Source organism: Streptomyces sp. NPDC098101 (genome assembly GCF_044760185.1).
Lineage (GTDB): Bacteria > Actinomycetota > Actinomycetes > Streptomycetales > Streptomycetaceae > Streptomyces.
This window is the reverse complement of the sequence record NZ_JBIWAS010000005.1, coordinates 227,172-239,746: the sequence shown is the minus strand read 5'-3', so window position 1 is coordinate 239,746 and position 12,575 is coordinate 227,172. Positions and strand designations below refer to the sequence as shown.

Below are 12,575 nucleotides of genomic sequence, written 5' to 3'. Positions count from 1 at the left end.
GTTCCGGTCAGCGGGTCGCGGGGCGGCCCGCCGCGCCCTCGTGGGTGTAGAAGAAGTAGTGGGCGGCGACCGTGGTGGCCAGGGCGGACGCCAGGCCGAGCCCGCTCGACGAGAGCACGGTGGCGTCGGTGAGGCTGTAGGCGTAGCCGACCGCGATGCCCACCAGGGCGCCCCACGCGGCGGCGCGCGCCACGCGGGGCAGGGCCCGGCCGTAACGGTGGAGGGCGTGGATCGCCACGGAGAGCACGACGGCGGAGACGAGGCCGATCCAGAGCTGGCTCAGGGCGAGGGGACCGCCGTGGCGGGCGTTCGTCTCGGCGTAGAAGCCGTACAGGACGCCGATCGTGATCGGCACGGCCCAGCCGTGCGTGCTGACGTGGCGCCGCCGGGTGGGCACCGCTGCGTGTGCGGCCATGGCAGGAGCTCCTTCGTCTGTGGCGCGCGCGGCGCCGCTCGCCCCCTGGTTCCCGCACCCTCCAGGGCACACCCGCGGCCGGTGCGCCGCAAGTGGATCAGCCCGGACCGGCCGCCACGAGGGCCGCGAGCCGGGCCAGGGCCGCGTCGAGGACGGCGTGCGGCGGCGAGGCCAGGCCCACCCGGACCGCGCCGGGCGCCGCCCCCGGGCCCGCCGCGAAGGCGCTCCCCGGGGTGACCGCCACGCCCGCGCGTGCGGCGGCCGCCGCCGCGAAGGTCTCGGCGCGCCAGGGCGCGGGCAGCTCCCACCAGCAGAAGTAGGCGTGCGGGGAGGTCCGGAGCGCCTGTCCGGCGAGCCGCCGCAGCACCAGGGCGTGCCGGGCCGCCGCGTCCGCCCGCTTGGCGGCGACGGTCTCCGCGACCGTCCCGTCCCCGGCCCAGCGGGTGGCGGCCGCGAGGGCGAACCCGTCCGCCGTCCAGGCGCCGGAGCGCAGCGCCTCCGCGACCGCCGCCCGCAGCCGGCCGGGCACGACGAGGTAACCGACGGTCAGGCCGGGCGCGAGCCGCTTGGAGAGGCTGTCCACCAGGACCACCCGCTCGGGCGCGCGGGCGGCGAGCGGGGCGGGCGCCCCGGGGTCGAGGAAGGCCCAGGTGGCGTCCTCGACGGCGGTCAGGTCCAGCCGCCGCAGCAGCTCGGCGAGCGCGGCCCGCCGCTCCTCCCCGGCGGTCGCCGCGAGCGGGTTGTGCAGGGTCGGCTGGAGGTAGACGGCGGCGAGCGGCGCCACCCGGTGGGCCGCCGCGAGCGCCTCGGGCCGCACCCCCTCCGCGTCGAGGGCGAGGGGCACGAGCCGGATCCCGAGCCGTTCGGCGACGGCCCTGAGCGGGGGGTACGTGAGCTCCTCGACGCCCAGGCGCCCGCCGGGCGGCACCAGCGCGGAGAGCGCGGCGGCGACGGCCCGGCGGCCGCTCCCGGCGAAGAGGACGCTCCCGGGGTCCGGGGCCCAGCCGGGCCCGGCGAGCACCGACACGGCCGCGTCGCGGGCCTCCGGGGTGCCGTCGGCGGCGGCCGGGCGGGCCAGGGCCCCGGCGAGGACGCCGGGCCGGGCCAGGGCCGTCAGCGCGCGGGCCATCCGCTCCTCCTGGCCGTCCACGACCGGGTAGTTGAGCTGGAGGTCGACGGGCGCGGCCCCGCTCGCCTCGACGAGCGCGGGCCCCGGGAGCGGGGGCGCCGCCCGGACGAAGGTGCCGCGCCCGACCTCCCCGACGACCAGGCCCCGGCGGGCCAGCTCCCCGTACACCCGGATCGCCGTCGAGTTCGCGATCCCGTGCCGCCGGGCGAAGACGCGCTGTGGCGGCAGCCGGTCGCCGGGTCTGAGCCGCCCGTCCCGCACGGCCGCCTCGACGCGGTCCGCGATCCTCCGGTACTCCTCCACGGGGCACCCCTCTCCCATTGCACCGAGGGCAAAGTTTTCATTGCACCGATGAGTCGGCGCTGCCTAGCCTGCCGTCATGCCCGTCTCCCGAACAGCCGGTACCGAGACCTTCTACGAGGACCGGGGCTCCGGGCCCGTCCTCCTGCTCGTCCACGGCCACCCCTTCGACCACACCATGTGGCGGCCCCAGCTCGACCGCTTCTCCCGCACGCACCGGGTGATCGCCCCCGACCTGCGCGGCTACGGCGCCACCCCGCTCGCGACGGACGCGAAGGCCGTCGGCCTCGACGTCTTCGCCGGGGACCTGGCCGCCCTCCTCGACGGCCTCGGCGTCGAGGACTGCGTCCTCGCCGGGCTCTCCATGGGCGGCCAGGTCGTCATGGAGTTCCACCGCCGCCACCCCGGCCGCGTCCGGGGCCTGGTCCTCGCGGACACCTTCCCCGCCGCCGAGACCGAGGAGGGCAGGGCCGACCGGAACGCCATGGCGGACCGGCTCCTCGCCGAGGGCATGGCGGGGTACGCCGACGAGGTCCTCGACCGGATGGTCGCCCCGTACAACGCGCACGCCGCGCCGCACGTCCACCGCATGATGCGGGCCACCGACCCCGTCGCGGCGGCGGCCGCCCTGCGCGGCCGGGCCGAGCGGCCCGACTACCGGGCGTCGCTCGCCGCCGCCACCGTGCCCGCGCTCGTCGTGGTCGGCCGGGACGACACGTACACCCCGGTCGCCGACGCGGAGGAGACGCACGCGCTGATCCCCGGCTCCACGCTCGTGGTGGTCGACCGGGCCGCGCACCTGCCCAACCTGGAGCGGCCGGAGGAGTTCGACGCGGCCCTCGACGCGTTCCTGCGCTCACTCGGACGGCCCAGTTAAAGGTTCGCCGGCGGGCGGGCTCTCCCACGATGGGGCCATGAGCCAGAACGACGACGGGACCGCGCGTCCGGGCCAGGGTCAGAGCCAGGGCCAGCACGCCGCGCCGCCCCGCAACCCCAACGCAGCGCCGCCCCGCAAGCAGAGCACCGCCGGTGCCTGGGCCTCCGGCGGCACCCTCTTCGCCGGTGTCCTCATGCTGGTCACCGGCTTCATGGACATCTTCCAGGGCATCGCGGGGATCGCCGAGGACGACGTCTACACCCGGGTCGGCGACTACGTCTTCAAGTTCGACCTCACCACCTGGGGCTGGATCCACCTGATCCTCGGCGTGATCCTGGTCGTCGCCGGCTCCGGCATCCTCAAGGGCGCCGAGTGGGGCCGGGTCGTGGGCATCACGCTCGCCTCCCTCAACGTCCTCTTCCACTTCCTCTCCCTGCCCTACCAGCCCTGGTGGTCGCTCTTCTCCATGGCGGTCTCGATCTTCGTGATCTGGGCGCTGGCCACGGACGACGCGTACGGCCCGGACGAGAGGTACTGAGGGACGTGCGACGCACCGCCGGAGCCGCCCTGGCCCTCGCCGGGGCGCTCGCCCTCACCACCGGCTGCGACGCCGCCAAGGACGCGGCCGGTGGTGCCGTCGCCTCCGCGACGGCCGCGGTCGCCTCGGCCGCCGAGCGGAAGATGGACGAGGTCAGGGACGGGGTGGACGCGAAGGCCGACGTGAAGGCCGGGGAGCCCCGCGCCGACGGAGACCGGACGGTCGCGGAGATCACCGCGACCAACCCGAAGGACCAGAACGCCGACTACACGGTCAAGGTCGACTTCCGCGACGCCGACGGGAAACTGCTCGACACCGTCGTCCTGAACATCGACGCCGTCGCACCGGGCGCCTCCAAGTCCGGTACGGCGCGCAGCAATCGACAGCTGTCGGACGTGACGAAGGCGGAGATCGGCCAGGCCCTGCGGCACTGAGCCGGGCCCGGCGGCGCCGGGGCGGGTCCTGCGACACTGAACGGCGTGGACTCCGACCCCGCCCTCGCCGCCGCGCAGAAACCGCACCCGGACCAGGACCCGGCACCCGAGCCCGCCGCGCCCGAGCCCGAGCCCGCCGCGCCGAAGCCCGCGCCCGGTGTGACGGGCCCCCTCATGGACCCGGACCCGCCGTCCGCACGCCCCGGCCGCCCCGCCGCCCTCCTCGCCGGGCTGCTGCTCGTCGTGCCCGCCCTGGTCACCGCCTGCCGTCTGCTCGACACGGACGGGATCACCCCCGTCCCGCAGCTCCTCTCCTTCCTGCCCTGGCTGACCGTCCCCGCCGGGCTCGGGCTGCTCCTCGCCGCCGTCGCCCGCCGCCGGGGCCTCGCCCTCACCGCCGTCGTCGTCCTGGCCGCCACCGCCTGGAGTTCCCTGCCGTACACGACGTGGACCACCATCGGCCACGGCCTCCCCGTCGCCCGGGTCCGCGTCCTCGCCGCCAACGTCGAGTTCGGCCAGGCCACGGACGCGCTGATCGCCACGATCCGGCGCGAACGCCCCGGGCTCGTCTACGTCTCCGAGTGCGACCGCGCCTGCGGACGCGCCCTCACCACGGCCTTCGCCGCCGAACTCCCCCACTACGCCTCCGTGGAGGCCGACGGATCGGCGGGTTCCGTGCTGCTCAGCGCCCATCCGCTGCGCGACTGGCGGATGATCCCGGCGACCATGGGGATGCCGGGCGCCACGGCCGAGATCGCCGGGCGTTCCGTGCGCGTCCAGCTCGCCCACCCGATGCCGCCGGTGCCGGGCCAGGTGGACGTGTGGAAGCGGGAGCTGGGCCGGATCGAGGACTTCGCCGCCCGGCGCACCGGTCCGACGCTGATCGCCGGGGACTTCAACGCCTCCCAGGACCACGCGGCCTTCCGCGCGATCCTCAGGGAGGGCCGCCTCCGCGACGCGGCCTGGGCGGTGCGCAAGAGCCGCGCCGCCACCTGGCCCGCGGAGGGCCCCGTCCCGCCGTACGTGCAGATCGACCACGTCCTGGTCAGCGACGAGTTCGGCGTGGACGACGTCCGCTTCCTCGACCTCGACGGCACCGACCACCGGGCCGTCCTCGCCGATCTCGACCTGCGGGGAGACCGCTGATCGGCCACGCTGGAAGGCATGGACAACGAGGAGATCCTGGACGACATCGGCGCCCTCGTCGAGGAGGAGCGCGCCCTGCGGCAGCGCACCGGCGGCCTCCTGCCCGAGGAACGCGCCCGCCTGACCGAACTGGAGGTGCGCCTCGACCAGTGCTGGGACCTGCTGCGCCAGCGCCGCGCCAAGGCGGAGTTCGGCGAGGACCCCGACACGGCCACCCTCCGCCCGGCCGCCGAGGTGGAGTCGTACCGCAACTGAGCCCCGGCGGAAGGCCGGTTGTCGGACCCCTCTGGCAGAGTGCCCGCATGGAATCGTCGAGCGTGGTCGAGGCGCTGTGGGAGCGGATGCAGGCGCGGGACTGGGACGGCCTGGCCGCCCTGTTCGCGCAGGACGCCGTGGTCGAGTGGCCGGTCAGCGGTGAGCGGATCGTGGGCCGGGACAACTACGTCGCGGTGAACCGCGCGTACCCCGAGGGCTGGTCGATCCGGGTGCTGCGGATCGTGGCCGGGGACGGCGAGGCCGTCTCCGAGGTCGAGGTCCCGCACGAGGGCGTCGGGACGTTCCGCGCGGTGTCGTTCTGGACCGTCCGCGACGGCCGGATCGTCCGGGGCACGGAGTACTGGACGAGCCCCGGCTCGGACCCGAGCCCCGCCTGGCGGGCGCCCTACGTCGAGACCGTGTGACCTCGCCGGGCCGCGCGGACGCCCCGCCAGTACGTTGGAGGGCATGGCGCGACCCGAAGGAGCCGGACGGCTCACCCCGCCCGCCTGGCTGACCGCCGGAATGCGGCCCGCCCCCGCGCCGGTCCCGTGGGCCGCCGTCCTGCGCGCCTCCGTCGCCCTGTCCGCGCCGCTCGCCGTCGGCCTGGCCGCCGACCGGCCCGCGTACGGGGCGCTGGTGTCCATGGGGGCCCTGTCCGGGGTCATCGGGGACACCGCCGACGCCTACCGGATGCGGGTCCTCAACATCGCCGTGCCACAGCTCTTCGGGGCCGTCGGCGTCACCCTCGGCACCCTCGTCTTCGGGTACGGCTGGGCCGCCGTCGCCGTCCTCACCTGCGTCGCGCTCGTCTCCGGGATGATCTCCTCGATCGGCGCGGTCGCCTCCGTCTCCGGCCTGCTCCTGCTGCTCAACGCGGTCGTCGGCGCGGGCCTGCCCATGCCCGACCCGTGGTGGACGGCGCCGCTCCTGCTCACCCTGGGCGGGCTCGTCGTCCTCGTCCTCACCCTGCTCGGCTGGCCGCTGCGCCGCGCCGCGCCCGAGCGGGGCGCCGTCGCCGCCACCTACCGGGCGGTCGCCGACCTCTACGAGGCGGCGGGGACCTCCGCGTACGACGAGCGGCGGCAGGCCGTCACCGCCGCCCTGAACCACGCGTACGACCTGGTCCTGGCCCGCCGGGCCCGGCAGCACGGCCGCGCGCCCGCCCCGGTCCGGCTGCTCGCCCGGCTCAACGTCGTCGTCCCGCTCGTCGAGGCCGCGCCCGCCGCCCACCTGCGGGCCCGGCTCGTCGGCCCGCTGCCCGCCGAGGTCCCCGCCGCCGTGCGGAAGCTCGCCGACGCCGTCGAGGAGGGCCGCGCCGGCGACCCCGCCCTCGACCTGCCCGTCCCCGAGCGGCCCTCGGAGAAGGCCGTCGACCACGCGCTGCGGCACGCGGCGAACGTCGTCCACGAGGCGGACCCCGACCCCCACAACGTGGACGACCGGCTCGGCCGCCCCGCCGCGCTGCGCGTCCGGATCCGCCGGAACACCCGCGCCGTCCTCCTCTCCGGGGCCTCCTGGCGCTACGGCCTGCGGCTCGCGCTCTGCATCGGCCTCGCGCAGGCCCTGGTGTCGCTGATCGCCGTGCCCCGCTCGTACTGGGTCGCCCTCACCGTCACCTTCGTCATGAAGCCCGACTTCGGCTCGGTCTTCTCCCGGGCCGTGCTCCGCGCCTTCGGCACCGTCCTCGGCATCCTGCTCGCCGCCCTCGTGCTCGCCGAGGTGCCCCGGGGCTGGTGGGACGTGCCCGTGATGATGGTGCTCGCGGCCCTGATCCCGGCGTTCTCCGCGAAGGGGTACGCCTTCCAGACGGCGGCCATCACCCCGGTGATCCTGCTGCTCTCCGACACCCTCAACCACCAGGGCTTCGGCCTCGTCCTGCCCCGCCTCTACGACTCGCTCATCGGCTGCGGGATCGCCCTCGTCGCCGGCTACCTGCTCTGGCCGGAGTCCTGGCACACCCGGATCGGGGACCGGCTCGCGGACGCCGTCTCCGACACCGCCGACTACGTGGCCCTCGCGTTCGCGGGCGGGGAGCGGCCCGACCGGAGCGTCCGGCTGCGGGCCCGCCGGGCGCTCTACCGGGACCTGTCGGCCGTCCGCTCCGAGTTCCAGCGGGCCCTGACCGAGCCCCCGCCGACCGGCCCCCGGGCCGCCGCCTGGTGGCCGCTGGTCGTCGCCGTCGAACGGATCGTGGACGCCACCACCGCCGCCCGCGTCCGGATCGACCACGGCGCCCCCGCCCCCGCGCCCGACGAGGCCGCCGAAGTGGAGCGGGAGCTGCGCGAACTCGCCGACGGGCTGCGGACGGACGACACCCTCACGGAGGTCCGCACCGAGCTCCCCGGAGACGAGAACGGAGTCCTGGAACCGCTCCGTCAGGAGGTCCGCGCGGCCCGTGCCATCGCCGGTCCCGACCTGCGGTAAACCCCCTCCGGGGGGCGCACGGGAGAACTTACCGGCGGTCACGGAACGGAACCCTCCCCGCCGCCGTTACCCGAAGCCGTCCCGGCGACTACGATGCGCTCGATTCACCGTGATCCGCGCCCGCCGCCGTCGGCAACCGGCCCGGCGGACGGGCCACTTCGCCCTGCCTCACCCCCCGCGCCCCGAGGATCCGCCATGCGCACCACCCCCAGCAGCAGAGGGCTCCAGCCCAATGTCCTCGGCACCTTCGACACCGTCGTGATGGCCGTCGCCGGCAGCGCCCCCGCCTACTCGCTCGCCGCGACCACCGCCGTCCTCTTCGGCGCGGTCGGCCTCGGCGGCCCGGCCGCCCTGCTGTACTGCGCGATACCCATGCTCGGCATCGTCCTGGCGTACGCCCGGCTCGGCCGGATCGACGTCAACGCCGGCGCCGCGTACTCCTGGGTGGGCCGCACCCTCCACCCCTTCCTCGGCTTCCTCTCCGGCTGGGCCCTCGTCTTCTCCACCACCGTCTTCATGGTGGCCGGTTCGCTGCCCGCCGGGTCCCTCACGCTCTCCCTGGTCGCCCCGGGCCTCGCCGACCACACCGCGCTCGCGGCGGCCGTCGGCGCCTGCTGGTTCCTGGTGATGCTGCTCGTCGTCCTGGGCGGCGCCCGGCTCACCGTACGGGCGCAGCTGATCATGTCCGGGGTCGAGATGCTGATCCTGCTCGGCTTCGTCCTCGCCGCCGTGGCCCACCGGGGCCACGCGACCGCCTTCGACTGGTCCTGGTTCGGCCTCGCCCAGTTCGACGGCCCCGAGGGGTTCGCCGCCGGGGCGCTGATCGCCGCGTTCTACTACTGGGGCTGGGACGTCACCAGCAACCTCAGCGAGGAGACCCGGAACAGCCGCAGGACCGCCGGGGTCGCCGCGCTCGTCGGCGTCGGCTTCGTCTTCGTCCTCTTCGAGGCCATCACCGTCGCCGTCAACGTGCTGCTGAGCTCCGAGGAGATCCGCCGCGCCGGACCGAACGTGCTCGCCGTCGTCGGCCAGGAGGTCTGGCCCGGCGTCGGCGGCAAGCTCCTCGTCGTGGCCGTCCTCCTGTCGACCGTCGCCACCCTGGAGACCACCCTCATCCAGGTCACCCGCTCGCTCTTCGCGATGGGCCGCGACCGGACCCTGCCGGCCGCGCTCGGCACCGTCCACCCGCGCTGGAACACCCCGTGGGTCGCGATCGCCGCGGTCGGCGGGGCGGCGCTGCTGCTGTTCGCCGCCGCCGCGGCGGCCGGCTCCGTGCAGCAGATCCTCCGGGACGCCGTCTCCGCGATCGGCCTCCAGATCGCCTTCTACTACGGCCTGGCGGGCATCGCCGCCGTCGTCGCCTACAAGGGCCTGCTCCTGCGCTCCGTGAAGAACCTGGTCGTCGGCGGCCTCTGGCCGCTGCTCGGCTCGGCGTTCATGCTGTGGGCCTTCGTCGAGTCGCTCGGCGAACTCTCCACCACCGCCCTCGCCATCGGCCTCGGCGGCCTGCTCCTCGGCGTGGTCCCGCTGGCCGTGTACGGCCGGAGGGGCAGCGACTACTACCGCCGGCCGGCCCGCCTCGACGCCGTCCGCGCCCTCGCGGCCTCGGCCGACGCGGGGGCGGCCACCCCGGGCGCCCGCACGGGCGGCCGGGACAAGAGCTACGCGACGGACTTCTGACGGCAGCCGAACCAGAAGGAGGCCCCGATGGCCGTACGCCGCCGCTCCTCGCGCTCCTCGCGCCCTTCGCGTCCGGAGCGCTTCGTGCCCGACTTCGACCCGGACTTCGGGGACCGGGCGCTGACCGAGGCGCGCCACGACATCGTCATCGGCCGCTGGCAGGGCGTCCGGGACCTCCTGGCCGCCACCGGCGACGACTGGGCGCGCCGCACCCACCGCGTCCGGCTCCTCTCGCACGCCGCCGCGGGCAGCTCCACCGTCGAGACCTGGCGGGGCGCCGAGCCGGGCAACCCGGACGCCGCCGTGCTGCGGGCCGCGACCGAGGTGGTGCGGGTCTTCGACGCGGCCATCGCGGCCGGCCGGGGCGCGGCCGTCGACCGGGGCCGGATCGACGCGGCCGTGGACGCCTGCCGGGGCGCCGCCGAGGTGGCGCCCGCCGACCCGATGCCGTGGGTGTCGCTCCTGTCGGTGGCCCGGCTGTACGAGGGCGGGGTGCCGCGCCGCGAACTGCGCCACTGGTTCGACGAGCTGCGGCGCCGCGACCCGTACAACACCGAGGGGCACATCCAGGTGCTGCGGTACTGGTCGGCCCGGTGGCACGGGACGCACGGCAGCATGTACGACTTCGCCCGCGACGCGGCCGGCGTGGCGCCGCCCGGCTCCCCGCTGCCGGTCCTGGTGCAGGTGGCCCGGGTCGAGGAGTACCGCTACATCGCGGACGGGGCCCTGGGCCGGGGCCCGGTGCGCGGCTTCGACCAGCACTGGAAGCACGAGCTGGCGGTGACCGAGCTGCGCCGCACGCACGCCCGCTGGATCGGCGGCCGGGAGCCGGGCGGCCCGGTGGCGCCCGAAGAGGTTGGAGACCTCAACTTCCTGGCGCACGCGGCCTGTTACGCGGGCCAGGTGGATATCGCCAGGGAGCTGCTCGGGATGCTGGGGCGGCGGGCGGCGTGGGTGCCGTGGGCGTACACGGGGGACCCGGAGGAGCAGTTCGTCCGGTTCAGGGAGGGCCTGGGGGTGGAGTGCCCCCAGGCCCGCGACTGAGACCGGTTCCGCCGTACGGCTCCGGTCAGACGCCGATGTCGCGGCCGTCCGTGCGCCAGACGGCGACGACCGACGGACGGACGATCTTCCCGGGCCCGTCGGGCCAGGTCGACGCGGGCTTCTCGACGGACGCCCCGTCGACCTCGCCCGGGTGCTGCACGGCGACGAGCACGCGCCGGTCCTGGATGATCGGACCGCAGGTCTCGGCGCCCTTGGGCACGGTCAGGAACTGCTTCAGCTCACCGCGCCGCTCGCCCTGCACGGCGACGCCGAACAGGCCGTCGTGCGAGCCGAGCTGGGAGCCGTCGGTGGAGATCCACAGGTTGCCGTGCGGGTCGAAGGCGACGTTGTCCGGGCAGGAGATCGGGGAGACCTTCTCCTTGGGGAAGCCCGCGAAGTAGGTCGCCGGGTCGTTCGGGTCGCCCGCGACGAGGAAGAGGCGCCAGGCGAAGCCGTCCGAGGCCGGGTCGTCCCAGTGCTCGGCCAGCTCCAGGATCTGCCCGTGCTTGTTGAGGTTGCGCGGGTTGGCCTCGTCCGCGCCCGCCTTGCCGGCCTTGCCGCGGTCGGTGTTGTTGGTGAGCGCGACGTACACGCGGCCGGTGCGGGGGCTGGGCTCGACGTCCTCGGGGCGGTCCATCTTCGTGGCCCCGACCTTGTCCCCGGCGAGGCGGGTGAAGACGTACACCTCCTCGGCGGTCATGCCGGGGACGTGCGAGACGTTCCCGGTGGCGAGCGGGATCCACGTGCCGGAGCCGTCGAACTCGCCGTCGTTCGGGAGCTTTCCGGTGCCGTCGACCTCGGCGGCCGGGGAGTCGCCGGTCAGCTTGGCGACGTACAGCGTGCCCTCGTCGAGGAGGGTGAGGTTGTGCTCGCGGGCGGCCCGCGAACTCCCCTTCTTCATCCGCTTGCTGGAGACGAACTTGTAGAAGTAGTCGAAGCGCTCGTCGTCGCCCATGTAGACGACCGGGCGGCCGTCGGCGGTGAGGCGGGGCTGCGCGGCCTCGTGCTTGAAGCGGCCGAGGGCGGTGCGCTTGCGGGGCGTGGAGTCGGGGTCGTACGGGTCGAGCTCGACGACCCAGCCGAAGCGGTGGACCTCGTTGGGCTCCTGCTTGAGGTCGAAGCGCCTGTCGAACCGCTCCCACTTGCGCTCGGTGGCGCCGGAGCCGACGCCGTAGCGCTTGTCGGTGGCGCTGGAGCCGTTGGCGAAGTACTGGTTGAAGTTCTCCTCGCCGTGGAGGGTGGTGCCCCACGGGGTGGTGCCGCCGGCGCAGTTGTTGAGCGTGCCGAGGACCGTGCGGCCGGCCGGGTCGGCGGAGGTGCGCAGCAGCGGGGATCCGGCGGCGGGGCCGGTGACCCGGAACTCGCTGGTGGTGTGCAGGCGCCGGTTGAGGTGGTGGCGGGAGACCGGCGTCAGCCTGCCCGTACGGCGCTCCTCCTCGACCACGACGACGGACAGGCCGTGCGCGGCCCAGGCGATCTCGACCTGCTCGCGGGTCGGGTTCTCGGGGTCGTAGCCGCGGAACATCAGGACTTCGTCGGTGTACTCGTGGTTGGCGACGAGGACCTGGCGGTCGCGCTCCCCGGACAGCGGCAGCAGGGAGAGGAAGTCGTTGTTGTAGCCGAACTGGCCGGCCTGGGCCTTCGCGGTCTGCCTCTCGGCATGGAAGGCCGGGGCACCGCGCAGGATGGGCTCGCCCCAGCGGATGACCACGTTCTGCGCGTAGCCGGAGGGGACGGTGACCTTGTCGGCGGTGTTGGGCGCGACGGGGGCGAAGCGGAGGCCGCGGGCGCCGTCGGCCTTGACGGGCGGGTGGCCGTGGCCGTGACCGCCGCCGTGACCGCCGTGGGCGACGGCCTCGGGGGCCTCGCCGAGCACGGCGGCCCCGCCGACGGCGGAGGCGACGGTGACGACGGCGGCGGCGCGCAGGGCGGAACGGCGGGAGAGGACACCGGCTATGAGGTCGCCGGCGTACTCGTTGTCGCTGGTGTTGGGCACCTCGTGGAAGCAGGCGTCACCACAGCGGTAGCGGCAGGTGAGAGCGGAACGGCCGCCTCCGTGCGGGTTCGTGCTCAGGAGCGGCAGCAGTTTGCGCACTTCGTCCTCCTCCGGCGCAGCACTGCGCCGACATGGTGTCGGGATGTCTTCGGCGGTGACGCTAGGTGCGGGTCCCTGCACGGGGGCGGCGGCGGAATGAACGCCGGATGAATGCGGGGCGTCCGAGGGCGACCGGGGCACGGAGGTGGCGGGAAGTGGCCGCTAACCTTACGTATCCGCCCTGGCCAGGGATGAAAGTCCTGAAGCACCCAGTACGGACATTCACACCGCACCC

General features: G+C 75.1%; 12 protein-coding genes. 9 read left to right on the top strand and 3 right to left on the bottom strand.

Annotated features, from left to right (window positions below; all coding sequences use genetic code 11):
- Positions 1 to 7 precede the first annotated feature (7 nt).
- Both ACIQVI_RS23940 and ACIQVI_RS23935 read right to left on the bottom strand, forming a co-directional pair.
- Positions 8 to 415, bottom strand: a complete 408-nt coding sequence (locus ACIQVI_RS23940) for a hypothetical protein (protein ID WP_351973311.1) — start codon at positions 413 to 415, stop codon at positions 8 to 10.
- A gap of 97 nt (positions 416 to 512) precedes the next feature.
- A complete protein-coding gene (locus ACIQVI_RS23935) occupies positions 513 to 1,847 on the bottom strand; it encodes a PLP-dependent aminotransferase family protein (RefSeq protein ID WP_403599188.1) in 1,335 nt (444 codons plus the stop codon).
- Positions 1,848 to 1,923: 76 nt separating this feature from the next.
- Here ACIQVI_RS23935 and ACIQVI_RS23930 point away from each other — a divergent pair, with 76 nt between their 5' ends.
- From ACIQVI_RS23930 to ACIQVI_RS23890, 9 genes are all read left to right on the top strand, one after another.
- Positions 1,924 to 2,721, top strand: coding sequence for an alpha/beta fold hydrolase (locus tag ACIQVI_RS23930; RefSeq protein WP_351973309.1), 798 nt, complete (start codon positions 1,924 to 1,926; stop codon positions 2,719 to 2,721).
- A 37-nt stretch (positions 2,722 to 2,758) separates the two neighbouring features.
- Complete coding sequence (locus ACIQVI_RS23925; protein WP_351973308.1) at positions 2,759 to 3,259, top strand: hypothetical protein; 501 nt, start codon at positions 2,759 to 2,761, stop codon at positions 3,257 to 3,259.
- Between the two features lie 5 nt (positions 3,260 to 3,264).
- Entirely contained in the window at positions 3,265 to 3,693 is a 429-nt protein-coding gene (locus ACIQVI_RS23920; RefSeq protein ID WP_403599183.1) for an FxLYD domain-containing protein, read from the top strand.
- A gap of 174 nt (positions 3,694 to 3,867) precedes the next feature.
- Positions 3,868 to 4,839 (top strand): endonuclease/exonuclease/phosphatase family protein, encoded by a 972-nt coding sequence (locus ACIQVI_RS23915; RefSeq protein WP_403599793.1) that lies wholly within the window; start codon positions 3,868 to 3,870, stop codon positions 4,837 to 4,839.
- Between the two features lie 18 nt (positions 4,840 to 4,857).
- A complete protein-coding gene (locus ACIQVI_RS23910) occupies positions 4,858 to 5,094 on the top strand; it encodes a DUF2630 family protein (RefSeq protein ID WP_125663395.1) in 237 nt (78 codons plus the stop codon).
- 47 nt (positions 5,095 to 5,141) lie between these two features.
- Positions 5,142 to 5,519 carry a nuclear transport factor 2 family protein gene (locus ACIQVI_RS23905; RefSeq protein ID WP_351973305.1) on the top strand — a complete coding sequence of 126 codons (378 nt, stop codon included), beginning with the start codon at positions 5,142 to 5,144 and terminating at the stop codon, positions 5,517 to 5,519.
- Between the two features lie 43 nt (positions 5,520 to 5,562).
- On the top strand, positions 5,563 to 7,521 hold the full coding sequence (locus tag ACIQVI_RS23900; protein WP_403599179.1) for an FUSC family protein: 1,959 nt from the start codon (positions 5,563 to 5,565) through the stop codon (positions 7,519 to 7,521).
- A gap of 195 nt (positions 7,522 to 7,716) precedes the next feature.
- Positions 7,717 to 9,201, top strand: a complete 1,485-nt coding sequence (locus tag ACIQVI_RS23895) for an APC family permease (RefSeq protein ID WP_351973780.1) — start codon at positions 7,717 to 7,719, stop codon at positions 9,199 to 9,201.
- Positions 9,202 to 9,228: 27 nt separating this feature from the next.
- Positions 9,229 to 10,245, top strand: a complete 1,017-nt coding sequence (locus tag ACIQVI_RS23890) for a hypothetical protein (RefSeq protein ID WP_403599175.1) — start codon at positions 9,229 to 9,231, stop codon at positions 10,243 to 10,245.
- Positions 10,246 to 10,270: 25 nt separating this feature from the next.
- On the opposite strand, the gene ACIQVI_RS23885 is transcribed toward ACIQVI_RS23890, so the two are convergent.
- On the bottom strand, positions 10,271 to 12,340 hold the full coding sequence (locus ACIQVI_RS23885) for a PhoX family protein (protein WP_403599172.1): 2,070 nt from the start codon (positions 12,338 to 12,340) through the stop codon (positions 10,271 to 10,273).
- Positions 12,341 to 12,575 lie beyond the last annotated feature (235 nt).

Bases quoted from the DNA above. Each gene is read 5' to 3' on its own strand.
- ACIQVI_RS23940 (WP_351973311.1), bottom strand. From the start codon at position 415: ATGGCCGCACACGCAGCGGTGCCCACCCGGCGGCGCCACGTCAGCACG.
- ACIQVI_RS23930 (WP_351973309.1), top strand. From the start codon at position 1,924: ATGCCCGTCTCCCGAACAGCCGGTACCGAGACCTTCTACGAGGACCGG.
- ACIQVI_RS23925 (WP_351973308.1), top strand. From the start codon at position 2,759: ATGAGCCAGAACGACGACGGGACCGCGCGTCCGGGCCAGGGTCAGAGC.
- ACIQVI_RS23915 (WP_403599793.1), top strand. From the start codon at position 3,868: ATGGACCCGGACCCGCCGTCCGCACGCCCCGGCCGCCCCGCCGCCCTC.
- ACIQVI_RS23910 (WP_125663395.1), top strand. From the start codon at position 4,858: ATGGACAACGAGGAGATCCTGGACGACATCGGCGCCCTCGTCGAGGAG.
- ACIQVI_RS23905 (WP_351973305.1), top strand. From the start codon at position 5,142: ATGGAATCGTCGAGCGTGGTCGAGGCGCTGTGGGAGCGGATGCAGGCG.
- ACIQVI_RS23900 (WP_403599179.1), top strand. From the start codon at position 5,563: ATGGCGCGACCCGAAGGAGCCGGACGGCTCACCCCGCCCGCCTGGCTG.
- ACIQVI_RS23895 (WP_351973780.1), top strand. From the start codon at position 7,717: ATGCGCACCACCCCCAGCAGCAGAGGGCTCCAGCCCAATGTCCTCGGC.
- ACIQVI_RS23890 (WP_403599175.1), top strand. From the start codon at position 9,229: ATGGCCGTACGCCGCCGCTCCTCGCGCTCCTCGCGCCCTTCGCGTCCG.